Annotated in this window: 16 protein-coding genes; 13 read left to right on the top strand and 3 right to left on the bottom strand. The window is 69.9% G+C overall.

What is annotated here, in order from left to right; all coding sequences use genetic code 11:
• Positions 1 to 132: 132 nt before the first annotated feature.
• Entirely contained in the window at positions 133 to 1206 is a 1074-nt protein-coding gene (locus AB0N89_RS26965; protein ID WP_364209509.1) for a hypothetical protein, read from the bottom strand.
• 17 nt (positions 1207 to 1223) lie between these two features.
• Positions 1224 to 2231: a stage II sporulation protein M gene (locus AB0N89_RS26960; RefSeq protein ID WP_364209506.1), complete on the bottom strand. Its 1008-nt coding sequence runs from the start codon at positions 2229 to 2231 to the stop codon at positions 1224 to 1226.
• A 62-nt stretch (positions 2232 to 2293) separates the two neighbouring features.
• Between AB0N89_RS26960 and AB0N89_RS26955 the strand changes: the two genes are divergently transcribed.
• Positions 2294 to 3178, top strand: coding sequence for an RDD family protein (locus AB0N89_RS26955; protein ID WP_364209503.1), 885 nt, complete (start codon positions 2294 to 2296; stop codon positions 3176 to 3178).
• A gap of 99 nt (positions 3179 to 3277) precedes the next feature.
• Here the strand turns inward: AB0N89_RS26955 and AB0N89_RS26950 are convergent, their stop codons facing one another.
• The gene (locus tag AB0N89_RS26950) at positions 3278 to 4792 is read right to left on the bottom strand and encodes a neutral zinc metallopeptidase (RefSeq protein ID WP_364209500.1); all 1515 of its coding nucleotides are present in this window, start codon (positions 4790 to 4792) and stop codon (positions 3278 to 3280) included.
• Positions 4793 to 4892: 100 nt separating this feature from the next.
• On the opposite strand from AB0N89_RS26950, the gene AB0N89_RS26945 reads away from it, so the two are divergent.
• The 12 genes from AB0N89_RS26945 (at position 4893) to AB0N89_RS26890 (ending at position 19485) form a co-directional block, all read left to right on the top strand.
• Complete coding sequence (locus AB0N89_RS26945; RefSeq protein ID WP_364209497.1) at positions 4893 to 6662, top strand: DUF2207 domain-containing protein; 1770 nt, start codon at positions 4893 to 4895, stop codon at positions 6660 to 6662.
• Position 6663: 1 nt separating this feature from the next.
• Positions 6664 to 8271 (top strand): DUF2207 domain-containing protein, encoded by a 1608-nt coding sequence (locus tag AB0N89_RS26940; RefSeq protein ID WP_364209494.1) that lies wholly within the window; start codon positions 6664 to 6666, stop codon positions 8269 to 8271.
• Between the two features lie 21 nt (positions 8272 to 8292).
• Positions 8293 to 9606: a pitrilysin family protein gene (locus tag AB0N89_RS26935; protein WP_364209491.1), complete on the top strand. Its 1314-nt coding sequence runs from the start codon at positions 8293 to 8295 to the stop codon at positions 9604 to 9606.
• Positions 9603 to 10979, top strand: a complete 1377-nt coding sequence (locus AB0N89_RS26930; RefSeq protein ID WP_364209488.1) for a pitrilysin family protein — start codon at positions 9603 to 9605, stop codon at positions 10977 to 10979. Before AB0N89_RS26935 ends, AB0N89_RS26930 begins: the two co-directional genes overlap by 4 nt.
• Entirely contained in the window at positions 10979 to 11992 is a 1014-nt protein-coding gene (gene nudC, locus AB0N89_RS26925) for an NAD(+) diphosphatase (protein ID WP_364209485.1), read from the top strand. The genes AB0N89_RS26930 and nudC overlap by 1 nt, the downstream gene beginning before the upstream one ends.
• 259 nt (positions 11993 to 12251) lie before the next feature.
• Positions 12252 to 12500 (top strand): hypothetical protein, encoded by a 249-nt coding sequence (locus AB0N89_RS26920; protein ID WP_364209482.1) that lies wholly within the window; start codon positions 12252 to 12254, stop codon positions 12498 to 12500.
• Between the two features lie 206 nt (positions 12501 to 12706).
• Entirely contained in the window at positions 12707 to 13957 is a 1251-nt protein-coding gene (locus AB0N89_RS26915) for an ROK family transcriptional regulator (protein ID WP_364209524.1), read from the top strand.
• Positions 13958 to 13967: 10 nt separating this feature from the next.
• The gene (locus AB0N89_RS26910) at positions 13968 to 15350 is read left to right on the top strand and encodes an extracellular solute-binding protein (protein ID WP_364209479.1); all 1383 of its coding nucleotides are present in this window, start codon (positions 13968 to 13970) and stop codon (positions 15348 to 15350) included.
• A gap of 4 nt (positions 15351 to 15354) precedes the next feature.
• Positions 15355 to 16344 carry a sugar ABC transporter permease gene (locus AB0N89_RS26905; RefSeq protein WP_364209476.1) on the top strand — a complete coding sequence of 330 codons (990 nt, stop codon included), beginning with the start codon at positions 15355 to 15357 and terminating at the stop codon, positions 16342 to 16344.
• A complete protein-coding gene (locus AB0N89_RS26900; RefSeq protein ID WP_364209473.1) occupies positions 16341 to 17234 on the top strand; it encodes a carbohydrate ABC transporter permease in 894 nt (297 codons plus the stop codon). Before AB0N89_RS26905 ends, AB0N89_RS26900 begins: the two co-directional genes overlap by 4 nt.
• Positions 17231 to 18496 (top strand): 6-phospho-beta-glucosidase, encoded by a 1266-nt coding sequence (locus tag AB0N89_RS26895; protein WP_364209470.1) that lies wholly within the window; start codon positions 17231 to 17233, stop codon positions 18494 to 18496. Before AB0N89_RS26900 ends, AB0N89_RS26895 begins: the two co-directional genes overlap by 4 nt.
• Positions 18481 to 19485 carry a BadF/BadG/BcrA/BcrD ATPase family protein gene (locus tag AB0N89_RS26890; protein ID WP_364209467.1) on the top strand — a complete coding sequence of 335 codons (1005 nt, stop codon included), beginning with the start codon at positions 18481 to 18483 and terminating at the stop codon, positions 19483 to 19485. The genes AB0N89_RS26895 and AB0N89_RS26890 overlap by 16 nt, the downstream gene beginning before the upstream one ends.
• Positions 19486 to 19489 lie beyond the last annotated feature (4 nt).

Below are 19489 nucleotides of genomic sequence, written 5' to 3'. Positions count from 1 at the left end.
CGACGCGATTCCCGGGCAGATCCTCTGCGGGCCGGTCCAACGAGAAGAGACGGAGCGAGCGACCTCCGCCTTGAACTACTCGGCGTAGTAGAACCCGAATCGCCACTCACGACCAGCTGTACCGGCTCGGTTCTAGGCCACCAGCGCGAAACTGGAGTAGTACTCGCCCGAGGGGTCCCGCGAGCCGCTCCGGTCGGGGCTGACCTCGGCACCGACCCAGCCCTGGAACGCGCCCGCGTCGTCGATCACCTGCAGCAGCGGGCGGACGTGACTGTTCCCGAGGTAGCAACCGTTGTAGGACAGGCATTCGCACCAGAACTCGTAGCTGTTGCGCCGTCCGCCGAAGGCGTCGCTCAGGTAGTAGAACCGCCTGTCGCCGGTGTCGATGATCTTCTGCGCGCACGCCGCGTGGCCGGGTCCGGCGGGACAGCAGGAGGACGGATCGCAGCCGGAGTCGTACTGCACGAACCCGAGGCACGAGCCGTCGTCGCAGTTGTTCCACCCGGGGCCGACGCCGAGGGCGCCGCTGCTTCCCCTGGTCCAGTTCGTGATCGCGCGGCGGTTCACGCCCTGCCCTTCGAGCAGGTACGACCGCTGGGTCGCGCGGACCGAGCTCATCGGAGCCTTGCTGGTCTGCGCGAGGGAAGCGTTGCTGCCGTAGGCGATTCCGCTGCTGATCGAGTAGTTGTCGCCGGCCAGCCGCATCCGGCCGAGCCCGGGCCGTGTCTCCGAAACCGACCAGGTCTCGGTGAGGTTCACCGGGGTGGTCGTGCCGTCGACGGTGCTGCTGGTCCAGGTGATGGCCACCTGCCCGGAATTCTGGGAGTAGGTGCCGGTGAAGTGACCGTTCGGTTCACCGGTGAACCCTGGCGCGGTCTTGATCGGGCAGTTGTTGCGGGGATTGGATCCCGGCGCCCAGTCGCCGCAGTAGTAGACGTCGCCGCTGTTGACCGGGGCAGGGAAATCCGCCTGGTTCCAGGTCCAGAAATTGTGCGCGACGGTGTTGTCGGCCGGGTTGAACACGAGATAACCGAGCCGGACGTAGTTGCGGTCGGCGTCGGTGCGGAATCCGCCGACGCTCACCACCCAGTTCAGTTTGCCCGAAGGCGCGGAGGCCGTTTTGGCCTGGGAAGCGCCGACGAGGAGCGTCGAGGCGAGTACTGACAGGACGACTATCGCGAATACGCGTAAACGTTTTCTCCCCATGGGAGGAGCTAACCAGGTCAGCCCGCTTCCGGTCGAGAATCACCAGCGTATCGCCAGTCGACATCACCCTTTTCGCCCGCTTTCGCGGCCCGGCGCCCGACGATGAACACATAGAGTAGAAACGCGACCTCGGCGATTACTCCGATTCCGATGCGCGCCCAGGTCGGCAGGCCCGACGGCGTCACGAAACCTTCGATCACGCCGGAGATCAGCAGCACCACGGTCAGCCCCAGCGCCATCACCACGACCGAGCGTCCCTGCTCGCCGAGCGCCGCCGTCCGGGAACGGCGTCCCGGGTCGATGACCGTCCAGCCGAGTTTCAGCCCGGTCCCGGCGGCGACGAACACCGCGGTCAGCTCCAGCATGCCGTGCGGCAGGATCAGGCCGAAGAACACGTCGAGCCGCCCGGCCGACGACATCAGCGCCGCGCCGATCGCGAGGTTCAGCGAGTTCGCCCAGAGCGCGTAGATCACCGGGACGCCCAGCACCACGCCGAGGAACAGGCAGGTCGCGGCCACCCACGCGTTGTTGGTCCAGACGCGCGCGGCGAAGGAGCCCGCCGGATCGGACGAGTAGTACGTCTCGTACTTCCCGCCCGGCGCCGTCAGGTCCTTGAACTCCTCGGGTGAGGCCAGCGAGGCGAGCACCTGCGGGTCACCGGCGATCCACACCGCCGCGATCGCCATCACCGCGATCGACGCGGCCGCCGACGCCAGCCACCAGCGCCTGCTCAGGTACAGCGCGGCGGGGAACCGGTGGGTGAAGAACAGCGCGACCTCACGCCAGGCGGGACTGTGCGAGCCGGTGACGGCCGAGCGGGCCTTCGCGACCAGCCCGGACAGATGCGCGACGAGCACGGGGTCGGGCGCGACCGAGCGGATGATCGACAGGTGCGTCGCGACGCGCTGATACAGCGTCACCAGCTCGTCCGCGTCCGGTCCGCTGAGTTTCCCGGCACGGCCGACGAGCTCACGCAGCCGGTCCCATTCGGCCTGGTGCGCGGCGACGAACACGTCCACGTCCAACTCGGAACCCCTCCCGGCGATCGTCTTTGGTCGCCCAGCCTATTCGTCACTACGCTTGCCGGGTGGAACAAGAGTCCGATCTCGTCACCGGCGAGGCCGTCGTCCTGGACATGCGCGCGGCGAAACTGGCCAGCCGCGGGCTCGCCATGATGATCGACGTCGCCCTCCAGCTGTTCACGCTGTTCATCGCGGTGCTGGTGCTGAGCCAGGTCGCCGCGTTCGGTGACGAGGCGCTGGCGCTGACCCTGTTCCTGGTGACCCTCGTGCTGATCATGGTCGGCTACCCGGTGGTCTTCGAGACCCTGAGCCGCGGGCGCACCCTCGGGAAGATGGCGCTCGGCCTGCGCGTGGTCCGCACCGACGGCGGCCCGGCCCGGTTCCGGCACGCGCTGGTCCGCGGGCTCGCCGGGTTCTTCATCGACTTCTGGGCGCTGGGCCTGCTCGGCGTCGTGGCGGTGGTCACGTCGCTGCTGTCGCCCGACGGCCGCCGCGTCGGCGACTACCTCGCCGGCACCCTGGTGATCCGCGAGCGCATGCCCGCCTCGCGGACGCCGTACGTCGGGATGCCGCCGCAGCTGGCGTACTGGGCTTCGCAGCTGGACCTGACCCGGCTGTCGAACGACCTCGCGCTGGCCGTCCGCCAGTACCTGAGCCGCACGAGCGAGCTGCGGCCCGAAGCGGCCGAGGCGCTCGGGTACGGGCTCGCGCAGCAGGTCGCCGGGGAGATCGGGGCGCCGGTGCCGCCGGGCGTGCCGTCGTGGGCGTACCTGTCGGCGGTGCTGGCGGAGCGTCGGCGGCGGGACCAGGCGAAGCTGCAGCCGCAGCCCGCTTCCGTCGCGCAGTACGCACCGGGGCAGTACGCGCCGGGGCAGTACGCCGCGCCGGTCACCCCGCCGCAGCCGGAGACCCCTCCGGAACCGGAAAACCCCTTCACCCCGCCGAGCTGAGCTTCCGCCGTTCCGTGAAGGACTCCTTGAGGGACCCAGAGTCCCTCAAGGAGTCCTTCACGGACTTGCCCAGGCAGCGGAAGCGAGCGGGCAGCGACGTCAGGACACGTCGGAGGACTTCGCCGCCCACGTGTTGCACTCGAACATCCGGTTCTTCTGTGCGCCGTGCTGCCACCACGAGACCGCGTGCGCGTCGGAGCCGTGGTCGCGCGGGCCGCCGTTGTGGTCGCCTCGGTCCTGGGTCTGCCAGGCGTCGCGGTACATCGCCTGATCGACCGAACCGCCGCGGCCCACCGTCGAGCCGAGGAACGTCCCGGACAGGCACTGCGCCGAAAGCTCGTTGCGCCGTGACATCTCCAGCCCCGCCGCCGAGTCGATGCCCGCGTCGTACCGCGCGTCCCAATAGGCCTCCGAGATCCCGGAAAGCGCCTGGATGTGGTGCGCGTACTCATGGGCGAAGACGGCCAGGTAGACGCCCGGCCGGTTGCCGTACTGGCTGGGCTGAAGGCCTTCGTACGGCATGTACAGCGTCTCGTTCTGCGAGCAGTAGAACGCCGCCACCGAGCCGCCGTTGGCGTCACCGCACGGGCTCGACCAGTTCTTGCCGGACGGGTACTTCACGGTCGGGACCCGGAACGGCAGCTGCGTGTAGCCCATGACCTGCTGCCAGACACTGTCCAGACAGGGCCGCGCGCTCTCGAAGAACGCGGCCGACGCGTCCGGGTTGGTCGCCCAGCGCGAGAGGTTGCACGCCTGGTTCGGCAGGCCGACCTTGTTGTCCAGCCACAACGGGTTGTCCGCCAGCTTGTGGTGCGGCTGCGGACCGGACGGGGCGCGGCTGGCCGAGGTCTCCCGGGTCGAGCCCGCCGACGTCTCCCGCGAGGCGGTCGAATCCCGTGAACGGCCGGTGGTCGTCGCCGACGTGCCACCGGACGTGGTCGTCGTCGTGGAGTCCGAAGAGGACGATGTCGTCGGGTACGACGAATAGCTCGAATACCCGGCGTCCGCGACGTGCTTCGACTTGCCGTTCGCGATGGTGATCACCATGAGCAGCCCGCCGAGCACAGCCATCACGGCCACGATCGCGACGGCGGCGATGACACCGCCGTTCGACTTCTTCGCGCGATAGCCCCCGTAAGGAGCGAAGGCGGGCGGCGCGAAACGCGGACCGTAAGGAAGCTGCGGCGGACCGACGGCGCCGGGCTGGAACGGCATCGGCGCGCCGATCTGCGGCGGCGGCAACGGAGCCGCGCCCGGCGGGGGCAGCGGCATCCCGCCGCTCGGCGGTCCCGGCCGGAACGGCGGCGGGATCGGCGTCGGCTGGGAGATCGGCGGCGGCGGGATCGGCGGCCGCCCGGGACCCGGCGGCGGCTGATGCCCCGGCTGCCCGGGACGGCCGGGCGGCGTCTGGCCACCGGGGCCCGGCCGGTTCGGCGGCGGCACCGGCGGCCTGCCCTGCGGACCGCCACGCGGCGGCAGCGGACGGGCCCCCGGCGGCGGGAGTGGACGGCCACCCTGCGGCGGCCGGGGTGGCCCCGGCTGTCCGGGTCGCCCCGGAGGTGGCGGAGTCGGCCGGCGCCGCGGATCAGGCGCGCCGGGCGGCTGCTGGTTCATCGAGTGGATCCCCCATGCGGTTCGGCAACGCCGTTCGCCCAGGTGGCGGATTCGGCGTTTCGGCGGTCAGCATAGATCGGCTGGCCTAGAGTGTGTGGCTGTGTTGACGAAATGGGGGACGGCGATCGTGGCCGTCGCGGCGAGCTCGGCCTTGATGGCCCCGCCGTCGGATACGAATGTGCCGGAGGCGCCCGCGGCGGGCCCTTCGCTGACGAACGCGCCGCAGTTGCCGAAGCCGCCGCAACTCGGCGCGCGCGGTGAGCTCGGGCTGCTCCAGCCGCCGAGCGGGTCGGCCGTGAACGTCGCGGTGAAGGTGGAACGCGACGGATCGGTGTCGATCACCGAGCAGGTGACCGTCCCGGGTGGACAGCATCTGGTCCGGCGGATCCCGCTGAAGGTTCCCGCGGGTGAAGAGCAGGATCGCGTCTACGGGGTCCGTGACGTCTCGGTCGAGGGGGCGGGCAAGACCGAGTCGAACGGCGAGCAGCTGGTCGCCACCTTCGACGGCGGCGCGTCCACCCTCAAGTACAAAGTGGACGGCGCGGTCGCGGACGTCAACGGCGCGCAGCAGGTGCGCTGGCAGGTCGCGAGCGGCTGGGACGGCGAACTGTCGCGGGTGTCCGCTTCGTTCGGCGCGCCGACGCGCGAAATGCCCACAGTGGACTGTTTCGCCGGGCCGCTCGGCTCGGACAGGCAGTGCTCGCTCGCGGAGACCGACCACAGCGGCGTCGTCCGCATCGAACAGGACAAGCTCGCGGCCGGGGAGCGGGTCGACCTCGCCGTCCAGCTCCCGGCGGGCACCGTGCCCGCGAACGCGCGCTTCGAGCAGATCGCCTCGGTCGGCGGCGCGTTCGCCCTCACGACCCTCGTCGGCATCGGTTTCGGCGCGCTGGCGCTGTTCCTGATCCTCGGCGCGCTGGTCATCCTGTTCCTGCGCCGTCGCGACAAGGGCGCGCTCCTCGCCGGCACCGGCCCGGTCGACGTCCTCATGCGCGAAGGTGACCGAGTCTCCTTCGCCTCGCCCGACGGCGTCCTGCCCGGTCAGGTCGGCACGGTCGTGGACGGGACGGTCGACGTCGTCGACGTCAGCGGCACGGTGGTCGACCTCGCGGTCCGCAACTACCTGTGGATCTCCGAGGTCCGGGGCGCCGGCACCGTCGACTGGCAGATCGCCCGCCGCAACGCGCCGGACGAGCACCTCGTCGCCTTCGAGCGCGAGATCTACACCGCGATCTTGCCCGAGGGCACCGATTCCGTGCTGCTGTCGGAACTCCGCGGCCGCGGCACCGTCGACCTCCGCGTCGCCGGCGAGGCGATGTACGCGGACGTGGTGCGCAAGGGCTGGTTCTCCCGCCGCCCGGACAAGGGCAAGAGCAAGCTCACCTTCGTGGGGATCGGCCTGGTCACGCTCGGCCTCGTGGGCACCGCGGTCCTGACGTTCACCGCCGGGCACGCGCTGCTCGGCGTCGCGGTCGCGCTCGCCGGGGTCGCCACGCTGCTGGGGGCCTCGTGGGTGCCGCCGCGCACTTCGCGCGGCAGGCGTCTGGTCGGCCAGGTGCGCGGGCTGCTCGAATACCTGCACACCGTCAAGGTCGACGCCATTCCGTTGGCGGACCGGGAAATGGTGTTCTCCCGGTCGCTGCCGTACGCCATCGTGCTCGGTGACACCGAACAGTGGCTCCGGACGTTCGAGGGGCTCGACCCGTCGGCGGACGGTTCGGCCGGGCTGTACTGGTTCGGCGGTCTGGAAGGCGATCGGGACCTGCGCCGGTTCGCCGCGCACCTGCCGTCGTTCCTGTCCGCTTTGGACGGTCTGCTCGCCGAATCCGGGCACCTGCGCTCGATCCGCCCGGAACCGGTCCCCGCCTGACGTGAAGATCTTCTTGCTGGCCGGTCTGCTTCTGGTGCTGGGAGCGGCACCGGCGCAGGCACAAGGGGAACCGCAGCTGCCCTCGCTGCCGAACAGCGCGGAGATCTCGCTCAAGGTGGAACGCGACGGCGCGCTGTCGGTCGTCGAGGCGGTGTCCGTGCCGAGCGAGGGGACGATGACGCGCCGGATCCCGCTCCGCACGGCGGCCCCGCGCGACCGCGACCGGATCATCGGCGTCCGGGACGTCGTCATCGAGGGCGCGGGCAGCTCCGAGCTGACCGACGACGCGTTCACCGTCAAGCTCAAGGGTGGCACCTCGATCGTCCGGTACACAGTGGACGGTGCGGTCTCCGAATCCGATGGCCTGACGCGGGTCGCCTGGCAGCTCGCGGGCGGCTGGGACAGCCGTCTCGAACTCGTGCGCGCGAGCTTCGCCGCTCCTGCCATCCCGAACGCGGTCACCTGCTACGCCGGTCCCGAGGGGTCGCGCGCGCACTGCGGGACGGCCCAGATCGCGCACTCCGGGCTGACCCGGTTCAGCCAGCAGGGTCTCGCGGCCGGGCAGCGGATGGAGATCTCGGTCGAGCTGCCCGGCGGCACCGTCCCGGCGAACGCGCGGCTGGAGCCGTCGAAGACCTTCGCCGGCGCTTTCGTGCTCACCGCCCCGGTCGGCTGGGCTTGGGGCGGCTTCGCGCTCGCCCTCGTCGGGGCCGCCGTCGCGCTGGTCCTGCTGCGAAGGCGGGACAGGTGGCCCGGCGGCGCCCTCCCGGTCCGGCTGCTCACCGGGAAGGACGACAAAGCCGCGTTCGCGTCACCCGACGGCGTGCTGCCGGGGCAGGTCGGAACCGTCCTCACGGGGCGTGCCGACGCCGTCGACCTCGCCGCCACGGTGATCGATCTCGCGGTCCGGAACTACCTCTGGGTGAGCGAGGAGCCCGGCGAGCTGACCGCCTGGCGGCTCGTCCGCCGCAATCCGCCGGACGAGCAGCTGACCGCGTTCGAACGCGCGGTGTTCGACGCCCTGCTGCCGGACGAGCGGGAGTCGGTCCTGCTGACGGAGATCCGCTCCGCGCGAATCGGGATCGAAACCGTGCGGGACGCGCTGGAGGACAGCGTGGTCGACCGCCGCTGGCACTCCCGGCTGCCCGGCAAGCTGACCCGCGTCGGCCTGCGGATCTGCTTCTACGGGTTGTTCCTCACCGTCCTCCTGGCGCTGACCGTCGGCTACGCCCAGCTCGGGTTGATCGTCATCGCGGCCGGTGCCGTACTCGCCGTCGCCGCCCGGTGGCTGCCGGTGCGCACCGGCGCCGGGGTCACACTGCACCGGCGGCTGCTAGGCGTCCGCGACGCGCTGCTGGAGACCAAGGCCGCGGCCGTTCCGAAGCTCGAACGCGAGGTGCTCCTCTCCCGGGCCCTGCCCTACGCGCTCGCTCTCGGCGAACAAGAACAGTGGGCCGCCGGATTCGCCGCGCTCAAGGGGCCACCCAAGATCTACTGGTACGGAAAGGAAACCGCCGAAGAGGTGGAGTTCGCGCGGGTGAGCGACTTCACCGCCGCACTAGTGGGAACCTTCGCCGCGACCCGCCAGGGCCGTCGCCTGGAGGCCTGACTAGCCCGTAGGGTGGTGCGCATGGCCGATCCCGAGCTTGTCCGATTCACCCTCGACAACGGTCTGCGCGTGGTGCTCGCGCCCGACACGACCGCTCCGGTGGTGGGTGTCAGCGTCCACTACGACGTGGGCTTCCGTTCCGAGCCCGAAGGGCGCACCGGTTTCGCGCACCTCTTCGAGCATTTGATGTTCCAGGGGAGCGAGAGCCTGGAGAAGCTCGCGCACTTCCGGTACGTCCAGTCGAGTGGTGGCAGCTTCAACGGCTCCACCCATCCGGACTACACGGACTACTTCGAGGTCCTCCCCGCCGCGGCTCTCGAGCGCGCCCTGTTCCTCGAAGCGGACAGGATGCGGGCGCCGAAGCTGACGCAGGAGAACCTGGCCAACCAGATCGACGTGGTCAAGGAGGAGATCCGCCTCAACGTGCTGAACCGGCCGTACGGCGGGTTCCCGTGGATCACCCTCCCGCCGGTGCTGTACTCCACGTTCCCCAACGCGCACAACGGATACGGCGGTTTCGAGGACCTCGAACAGGCCACCCTCGACGACTGCGCGGCCTTCTTCGACACCTACTACTCGCCCGCGAACGCGGTGCTGACCGTCGCCGGTGACTTCACCGTCGAGCAGGCCCGCGAGCTGATCGAGAAGCACTTCGGCGACGTGCCGCACCGGCCCGCGCCCGAGCGTCCCTCGTTCGCCGAGCCCGCCCCCGAAGGCGAGCTGCGCGGCGAGCAGATCGACCCGCACGCCCCGCTGCCCGCGGTCGGCGTCGGCTACCGCATGCCGGACCCGATCAACGACCTCGACGGCTACCTGGCGAACCTCGTGCTCGCCGGCGTGCTGACCGACGGCGACGGCTCCCGGCTCCAGCAGCGGCTGGTGCACCGCGAGCCGCTGGTCGTCGACATCGGCGCGGGCGCCGGGCTGTTCGGCCCGTTCGAGGCCCGCGACCCGGACACGTTCACCATCACCGCGATCCACCCGCACGAGGTGAGCACCGAGCAGGTCCTCGCCGCGCTGGACGAGGAACTGGAGAAGCTGGCGGCCACGCCGCCGGAGGACCAGGAACTGAAGAAGGTCACCGCGCGCTGGGCAGCGAGCCTGCACTCCGAGCACGACAAGCTGGTGTCCCGCACGCTGGCCCTCGGCTCGTTCGAGCTGCTCTACGGCGACGCGTCGCTGGTGTACCGGCTCGCCGAGAAGATGTCGGGCGTCACCGCGGAAGCCGTTTCGGCGGCGGCGAAGGCGCTGCGGCCGGACTCGCGCGCCGTTCTCGTCGTCCGCCCCGGCAGTGGGACCAGTGGATCTTCAGACCAGGAAGGCACCGAGCAGTGAGCGCACCGCACCGCACCGCCGAGGAGATCGGCCGCACGGCCGCCGGGCCGCGTCCGGTCCCGTCGCTGGGGACACAGCGCGCCGCCGCCGATCTGTCCCATGTGGACACCACGCTGAGCAACGGGCTGCGGGTGCTCGCCGTCCGCAAGCCCACCGTGCCGCTGGTCGAGCTGCGGGTGTGGATCCCGTTCGCCGGCGAGGACAAGCTGCACCCGGCGACCGCCGAGGTGCTGGCCGAGACCCTGCTGACCGGCACCGCCCGCCGCGACCGCGTCGAGATCGACGCGGATCTGGCGCTGATCGGCGGTGACCTCGCCTCCGGCGTCGACCCGGAGCGCCTGGCCATCACCGGCACCTCGCTGGCCGACGGCCTGCCGACGATGCTCGACGTCCTCGCCGACGCGCTCACCGGCGCGTCGTACGCGGACGCCGAGGTCGAACGGGAACGCGAGCGGCTCATCGAGCGGATCGCCGTCTCCCGCACGCAGCCGCGGACGATCGCCCGCGAGGCCCTGCAGAAGCACCGTTACGGCGACCACCCCGCCGTGCGCGAGGTGCCGCAGGCCGAAGATGTGGCCGTCGTGACGCCGGAGCAGGTGCGCGCGCTGCACCGGGCTTCGGTGCTGCCGCGCGGATCCGTGCTGGTGCTCGTCGGCGACATCGACCCGGAGTCGGTCATCGGCGACCTGGAGAAGGCGCTCGGCGGCTGGGCTTCGGACCGGTCCGCCGTCCGCCTGCCCGCGCTGCCCGACCTCGCCGGCGGGAACGTCCTGCTGGTGCCGCGTGCCGGTGCCGTCCAGTCGCAGATCCGGCTGTCCGCGCAGACCGTGGCCCGGACGGACCCGCGGTACCCCGCGCTGCAGCTGGCGAACCTCGCGTACGGCGGGTACTTCTCGTCGCGGCTGGTCGAGAACATCCGTGAGGACAAGGGTTATACCTACAGCGCGCACTCCGGGTTCGAGTTCACCGACCAGACCGCCGTGGTGAACGTCGACGCGGACACCGCGACCGACGCGACCGCGGCCGCGCTGCTGGAGACCCGGTACGAGCTGGCCCGGCTCGGTCTCGTGCCGCCGACCGCCGAAGAGGTCGAGTCGGTGCGGCAGTACGCGATCGGTTCGCTGGTCACGGCGGCGTCGTCGCAGGGTGGCCTGGCCGCGCAGCTGGCCGCGCTCGCCGCGACCGGTCTCGGCGCCGAATGGCTCGCCGGGCACCCGGCCCGGCTCGCCGCGGTCACCGCCGAGGACGTGGCGAACGCCGCGCTGGAGTTCTTCGCGCCCAAGCGGTTCACCGGGGTCGTCGTCGGTGACGCCGACGTCCTCGCGCCGAAGCTGAAGGCGCTGGGCGACGTGACCGTCGGGGAGCCTGCTTGATGGAGACGCCGTTCGGGTTGGGGGCGCTCCCGACGCTTTCGCGCTCCATGGCGGACCGTCAGGAATCCTTGCGCACCAACCCGGACAGGCTCGCCGCGCGGTGGGCCGACGCCCGGGTCGTGCTGCTCGACGAGCACGCGCGCACCCCGGTCATGGAGGGTTCCGGCGCGCTCGCGACCCGCAAGACGCAGGACTTCGGCACCGAGCCGCCCGCCGACGCGGTCTTCCTGGGGGAGTGGCGGGGCACCGACTTCTGGTCGCTGCCCGGCCGCCCCGCGGGGGAGACCGAGACCGTCGAAATGGCGGGCAGCTGGGGCGTCGTCGAAGAGGTCCCGCGGCACGAAGGCGAGATCTGGGTCGACCTGCGCGGCTACGGTGACCTGCTCGACGACGCGTCGGCGGGGCTGTTCACCACCGCGCAGGCGCTGCGGAACTGGCGGCGGCAGGCGAAGTTCTGCGCGCGCTGCGGGAACGAGACCGAGCTGGTCCAGCTGGGCTGGGCGAGCAAGTGCACCGGCTGCGGCCGGGAGGAGTACCCGCGCACCGACCCCGCGGTGATCTGCCTCGTGCACGACGACGCGGGCGTCGACGGCGAGCACGTCCTCTTGGCGCGGCAGCCGATCTGGCCGCCGGACCGGTATTCGATCCTCGCCGGGTTCGTCGAGGCGGGGGAGTCGCTCGAAGGCTGTGTCGAGCGGGAAATCCGGGAAGAGGTCGGCGTCGAGGTGCGCGATGTGCGGTACCTCGGCAGCCAGCCGTGGCCGTTCCCGCGGTCGATCATGCTCGGCTTCACCGCGCGGGCCGACATCTCCGCTCCGCTGGTGCCCGCGGAAGGCGAGATCGAAGAGGCGTTCTGGGTTTCGCGCGCGGAGGTGCGGGCCGCGTTCGAGAACAGCCAGCTGCGGAACGCGGGCGCCGTGCCGACGCCGATCGCCGGCGGCACCCGGCAGCTGGTGCTGCCGGGGAACTCGTCCATCGCGCGCGTGATGCTGGCGGCCTGGGCCGGCGTTTAGCCGACTGATTGCGACTTCGCGCGAAGGGGCACCCTCGGTACCGATGCGGCCGGTACCGAAGGCGGATCTCGCGTGATCAGGCGCGGAACTCGCGTGATTGAACGGCGAACTCGCGTGATTGGAAGGCGATCTCGGTGTTCGCCGTCTGATCACGCGAGATCGTCCCGAGGTTGGTGATTTGCCCGCGAAGCGGCGAAGTGTCCGATACTCTCCCGTCGTCCGGTTTCAAGGACCATCGAGTTAGGACACTGGGGAAAACATGAAGAACACCATGCGGCGGTTCGCCGTCGCCGGAGCCGCTGTCGCGGCCTTCGTTTCGATCAGCGCCGTGAACGCGGGAGCGGCACAGGCCTCGGACTACGAGTACTTCAAGACGTATCCGAACCAGGAGGAGTGCGGGATCAGCGGCCACCACGGCCGCGTCGCCGGGGACTGGGACGGGTGGATGTGCTACCCCTCCAACGTGATCCCCTGGGCGTACGACCTGTACGTGCAGCCCAACTTCTGATCCACGCGTAGCCGAAGGGCCGCTCAGGAACTCCTGAGCGGCCCTTCGTCGTTCGTTACCCGCTGTGCGGGACGCAGAAGCGTTACCTCCCCGTTTCCCAGCGCCGTTGACGGCTGTGGCTCGGCTCACTACAGTCCCCGGAAACCGTCTGTAAAGTTTCCTAACGAACTCGGGAGCGAGTCAAAGTGCGAGCCGGCAGTCCGCGAATGCTGCGCGAGATCAACGATCGCGCGGCCATCGAGGTCCTCCTCAGGGAAGGCCCGCTGACGCGCTCCGAACTCGAGGTCGCGATCGGCCTGTCGAAGCCCGCGACGGCGCAACTGCTCACCCGTCTCGAACAGGACGACGTCGTCACCAAGGCGGGCGTCCGCGGTGGGGGCCGTGGCCCGAGGGCCCAGCTCTGGGAGGTCAACGGCGGTATCGCCTACGTCGCGGCCGTGGACCTGACTCCGCACATCGCCGATTTCGTCGTCTCCGACGTCACCGGCGCGGTGCTCGCCGAGTACCAGGTCCCGCTGCCGGTCCACGAAGGCGCGGATGTCGTCGGCACCTTCGGCGAGGCGCTCACGCACGTCGCCACCGAAGCCGGACTCGCCACCATGGACCTCCGCCGCGTCGTGATCGGCGCGCAAGGCGCCTTCGACCCGCGCACCGGCCTGCTCTCCTCGGCGCCGCACATCCCCGGCTGGCTCGGGTTCGACGTGCCGAGCAGGCTCAGCCGGGAACTCGGCGTCGAGGTCACCATCGAGAACGACGTCAACCTCGTCGCGATCGTCGAAATGACGGTCGGCCAGGCCGTCGGGCTCGACGACTTCGTGATGATCTGGCTCAGCGACGGCGTCGGCGGCGCGGTGGTGGTCGGCCGCAGGCTGTTGCGCGGTGCGACCGGCGGTGGCGGCGAGATCGACTGGATGCGCGTCCCCGACCCGGCTTCCGTCGCCGCCTCGAACCCCAAACCCCGTGCCGGAGATCGTTTCGGCGACATCGTCGCGTCTCCCGCCGTCGTCCGGCTCGCCGCCACGCACGGCATCGAGGCCGAGACCGGCGCGGACGCCGTCGCCAAGGCCCGCGAGACCGGCAACGAACCCTTCCTCGACGACCTCGCCCGCCGCGTCGCGGGCGGAGCGGCCAGCCTGATCGCGGTCGTCGACCCCGAACTCGTGCTCCTTTCCGGAGACACCAGCCGGGCCGGTGGCGACGAATTCGCCGCGCTGGTCGCGAAAAGGCTGCACGAACTGGTCCTGCCCCGCACCCCGGTCGGGGTCGCTTCGGTGCAGGGCAACGCGGTGCGCGCGGGCGCGCTCCAATCGGCGCTCGCCACCGTCCGCAGGGACGTCTTCGGCGTCAACACCCCTTCGCTCCTCGGGCCCGGGCGGTCCGGGGCGGGAGAGCCCCATCCGATCGTGGCGATCCCGGATTCACGAACAGAACCACCGTCTCCCGCCCCAACCAACTAGGAGGAGGGTCATGAGTTCCACGACCCAGGTTCGGAGAAGTGGCCGCCGTTGGCGCGGCTCGATAGTGCTCGGCGCGGTCACCGTCGCCGCACTGGTGTCCGCTTGTTCGGGCGCCGCAAGCGGCCCGAACGGTGGGTCGGGTGACGCGGCGGCCGCGCCCGCCGCGGACGCGAAGCTCACGCTGACCGTCTACAGCAAGTTCACCGACCGCGAGTACAACGTGGTCACCGCCGGGCTCAACAAGCTCAAGGCGAAGTTCCCGAACATCGAGATCAAGCACGAAGGCCAGCAGGACGACGACAAGATCACCCAGTCCATCCGCGGGGGCAACCCGCCGGACGTGGCGATCTCGTTCTTCACCGACAACCTCGGCGCCTGGTGTTCCACGGGCAGCTTCCAGGATCTCAAGCCCTACATCGAGCGCGACAAGATCGACCTGAACCAGATCCCGGACGCCGTCCGCAGCTACACCGAGTACCAGGGCAAGCGCTGCGCCATGCCGCTGCTCGCGGACGTCTACGGCTTCTACTACAACAAGGACATGTTCGCGGCGAAGGGCATCACGTCGCCGCCGAAGACGACCTCGGAACTGTTCGAGGCCACCAAGAAGCTGACCGAGTTCAACCCGGACGGTTCGATCAAGGTCGCCGGCTTCCTGCCGTCGATGCCGTTCTACGCCAACTACGCGCAGTACTGGGCCCCGAACTTCGGCGCCACCTACCTCGGCCCGGACGGCCAGTCGCACCTCGCCGACAGCCCCGAGTGGAAGGCGATGTTCGACTTCCAGAAGCAGCTGGTCGACTTCTACGGCGGTCACGCCAAGGTCGAGCAGTTCAAGGCCGGTCTCGGCGAGGAGTACTCGGCGGACCACGGTTTCCAGCGCGGCAAGCTCGCGATGATGATCGACGGCGAGTACCGCACCGCGTTCATCAAGGACCAGGCGCCGGACCTGAAGTTCGCCACCGCCGCCCCGCCGGTGCTCGACAGCAAGCCCGACCGTTACGGCGGCGCGTTCACCACGGGCACGATCATCGCGATCCCCAAGGGCGCCAAGAACCCCGGCGCGGCCTGGGAACTGATCAAGCAGGTCACCCTCGACACCTCGACGCTGGTCGACCTGTCGAACGGGCTGAAGAACGTCCCGAGCACCAAGGCCGCGCTGACCGACCCGAAGCTCGAGGTCACGCCGGAGTTCAAGACGTTCCTCGACCTCTACAACGGCGGGAAGCTGCTGCCGAACCCCTCCACCCCGATCGGTGACGCGCACCTCAAGGCAGTCAACGACTTCGCGGAGAAGTGGCAGGCGGGCAACATCCCCGACATGGCCGCGGGTCTCAAGCAGGTCGACGCGCAGATCAACGACGAGCTGGCCCAGAAACGCGCCGGCGGCTGATCGCATGACAACGACCCTGGATTCCAGGGCGGTCGGTTCCTCTTCCGCGTCCACCCGGACGCGGAAGAGGAACGCAGCGCGCCGCCGTCGCACGGTCTTCTACTTCATCGCACCGGCGATGCTCGGGTTCCTGATCTTCTTCGGCTACCCGCTGATCGCCACGGTGTACTACTCGTTCACCCGCTACGACCTGATCAACGCGCCCGAGTTCATCGGCTTCGACAACTACATCCGGATGTTCACCAGCGAGCAGCTGGTCGGCACCGCCGCGTACAACACGCTGTGGCTGGTGATCGTCCTGACGTTCTGCCGGGTCGTGTTCGCGCTCGGCGTGGCCTCGATCATCTCCCGGCTGAAGTCGGGCGTCGGCCTGGTGCGGACGCTCTGCTACCTGCCCTCGCTGGCCCCGCCCGCCGCGGCGACCCTGGCGTTCGTGTTCCTGTTCAACCCGGAATACGGCCCGGTCAACGCGTTCCTGCGGACGATCGGCATCGACGGCGGCCTGTGGTTCAACGACCCGGCGATGTCGAAGCCCGCGCTGACCCTGCTGGTGATGTGGGGGTCGGGCGAGCTGATGATCATCATCCTGGCGGCGCTGCTCGACGTGCCGCAGGAGCAGTACGAGGCCGCCGAACTCGACGGCGCCGGACCGGTCCGCCGGTTCTGGCACGTCACGCTCCCGTCGATCTCGCCGGTGCTGCTGTTCGGCGTCGTCAACTCGATGATCTTCGCGCTGCAGTTCTTCACGCAGGCGATCGTCGCGGGCTCGTCGGCCGCGGGCGCGGCGGACGTCGCGGGCAACACGAGATTCATCGGCGCACCACAGAATTCGACGCTGACCTATCCGGTTTGGCTGTACGTCCAGGGTTTCCGGTACTTCAACATGGGTTACGCGGCGGCGATGGCGGTCCTGCTGTTCGTCGTCTCGGCCGGGTTCACCTGGGTCCTGGTCCGCCAGATGCGCAAGACCCAGCACCAGGAGGAGGGCGGATGACCACCCTGGCCGAGCCCCGGCACACCGCCCCGGCGTCCGAACCACCGAAGGTGCGGGTGCGGCGCCAATGGGACAAGAAGCTGTACTGGATCGCGACGCACAGCGTGGGCATCGCGATGGGCGTGATCTTCATGCTGCCCATCCTGTTCGTGTTCCTCACCGCGGTGATGTCCAGCGATCAGGCGCTTTCGTCGAACTTCTGGCCGAAGGAATGGCACTTCGAGAACTTCATCGAGGTGTTCGAAAAGGCGCCGCTGTTGCAGTACTTCGGCAACAGCATGCTGTATTCGACGCTGGCCACCGCCGGGGCGCTCGTCTCGGCGATCCCGGCCGCGTACGCGCTTTCGAAGCTGAAGTTCCGCGGGCAGAACCTGTTCTTCATGCTGACCGTCGCCGCGATGATGCTGCCCCCGCAGGTCACCGTCGTGCCGCTGTACGACCTGTGGGTGCGACTCGGTTTCACCGGGACGCTGGTTCCGCTGATCGTGCCGTACTTCTTCTTCGACGCGTTCTCGATCTTCCTGCTGCGGCAGTTCTTCCTCACCATTCCGAAGGACTACCTCGAAGCGGCGAAGATCGACGGCTGCACCGAGTTCCAGGCGATGGTCAAGGTGCTGATCCCGATGGCGAAGCCGGGGATCGCGGCCACCGCGATGTTCTGTTTCCTGTTCACCTGGAACGACTATTTCGGCCCGCTGCTCTACACCGGTGAGACCCGGGACAGCTGGCCGCTCTCACTGGCGATCGCGTCGTTCCGCGGTATGCATCACGTGGAATGGAATCTCACCATGGCGGCCACCGCGCTGATCATGCTGCCGGTGATCGTGCTGTTCGTGTTCGCGCAGAAGTCCTTCGTCAAGGGCATCACATTCACAGGGGTCAAGGGATGAAACTGGCAGTCGTCGGTGGCGGTTCCACGTACACGCCCGAGCTGATCGACGGGATCGCCGGGCGGCGGTCCACTTTGGACGTCGACGAGATCGTGCTGATCGATCCGGACGCCTACCGGGTGGAGGCGGTCGGCGACTTCAGCAACCGGTTGCTGAGCCACGCCGGGCATCCGGCGCGGGTCCGCACCACCGCCAGTCTCGAAGAGGGCGTCGAAGGCGCTTCGGCGGTGCTGATCCAGCTTCGGGTCGGCGGGCAGCGGGCGCGGCGCGGGGACGAGACGTTCCCGCACGCGTGCGGCTGCGTCGGGCAGGAGACCACGGGCGCGGGCGGCCTCGCGAAGGCGCTGCGCACCGTGCCAGTGGTGCTCGACATCGCCGACAGGGTCCGGAAGATCGCCGGTGACGACACCTGGATCGTCAACTTCACCAACCCGGTCGGCATCGTCACCCGCGCGCTGCTGAACGAGGGCCACCGCGCCGTCGGCCTGTGCAACGTCGCGATCCACCTGCAGCGCACGTTCGCGAGCCTGCTCGGCGCCGGCATCGACGACGTCAAACTCGTCCACACCGGGCTGAACCACCTGAGCTGGGAACGGAAGGTGCTCGTCAACGGCGAGGACCGCCTGCCGGAACTCCTCGCCGAGCACGCGGAATTCCTCGGCGAGCACGTCACCGCGCCGGTCGAGTGGATGCGGCGGATGAACGTCGTGCCGTCGTACTACCTGAAGTACTACTACGGGCACGACGAGCAGGTCATGAAGCAGCGCACCGAGCGGCCGCGCGCGGACGTCGTCAGCGACGTCGAGGAGGAACTGCTCAAGGTGTACCTCGACCCGGAGGTGGTGACCAAACCGGAGCAGCTCGAAAAGCGGGGCGGCGCCTACTATTCCGAGGCCGCGGTGCAGCTCGTGCACGCGCTCACCTCGGGAGGTCCCGCGGAGGAGCACGTCGTCAACGTCCGCAATGAAGGCACTTTCGACTTCCTCCCGGACGACGCCGTCATCGAGGTTCCGTCCCTTGTGGAAGGAAAAGGCCCGCGCCCGATCCCGCAGGCGCCGGTGGAGCAGCGGTTCGCCGGGCTCATCGCGGGGGTGACCGCGTACGAGCACCTCGCGCTGGAGGCGGCGATCAAGGGCGGCCGGGACCGGGTGGCCGACGCGCTGCTCGCGCATCCGCTGGTCGGGCAGTACACCAAGGCCGACCAGCTCGCCGACACGCTCGTGCAGGTCAACCGTGAGTTCCTGCCGTGGGCGGGGGCATGACGGGCGGCTCACGGGACGTCGTCGTCGCGATCGACGGAGGCAACAGCAAGACCGACGTCCTGATCGTCTCCCGGGACGGGCGGGTGCTCGGGCAGTCGCGGGGGCCGGGCGCGTCCCCGCAGAACATCGGGGTCGAGGCCAGCGTCCGGCTACTGGAGAAGCTGGTCCTGGAGGCCCTTCGCGGGGCAGGGCTCCCCGGCGAACGGCCGTTCGCGGCGCATACGTCGGCCTATCTCGCGGGGCTGGATTTCCCCGAGGAGGAAGCGGTCCTGCACGCGGCGCTGGCCGCCCGCGGCTGGAGCGACACGCTGATCGTCGGCAACGACACGCTCGCGCTGCTGCGCGCGGGCAGTTCCGACGGGACGGGCGTGGCGGTGGTGTGCGGCGCCGGGATCAACGGCGCCGGCGTCAGCTCCGACGGCCGTGAGCAGCGGTTCCCGGCGCTGGGCAAGATCTCCGGTGACTGGGGCGGCGGCTACCGGCTGGGTGAAGAAGCGCTGTGGTGGGCCGTCCGCGCCGAGGACGGCCGGGGTCCGGCCACGGCGTTGCGGGCGGCCGTCATCGCGCACTTCGAGGCGTCTTCGGTGCTGGAAGTGGTGCGGCGCCTGCACTTCGAGGATCTGCACTCCGACTCGATCCATGGCCTGTGCCCGCTGCTGTTCGCCGTCGCGGCGGACGGCGACGAGGTGGCGCAGGACGTGGTCGACCGGTTCGTCGACGAGGTCGCGGTCCTGGTCGCGGTCATCCTGCGGCGGCTCGAACTGACCGGGGAAGCACCCGAAGTCATCCTCGGCGGGGGAGTGCTGACCGGCGTCGGCGCGCCGGTGATCGCGGAGATCGAGCGACGGTGCCTGAAGGTGGCTCCGCGCGCCTCGATCCAGGTCGTCGACGTCGCCCCCGTGGTCGGTGCGGCGCTGTTCGCGCTGGACACCATCGGCGCTCCGGACACCTCCAAGTCCTCCCTGAAGGCCGCCACCAAGCGGGTCTGAATGT

Origin of the sequence: Amycolatopsis sp. NPDC089917 (assembly GCF_040684635.1) — a bacterium.
Classification (GTDB): Bacteria; Actinomycetota; Actinomycetes; order Mycobacteriales; family Pseudonocardiaceae; genus Amycolatopsis.
This window is presented reverse-complemented; position numbering and strand designations above follow the sequence as displayed.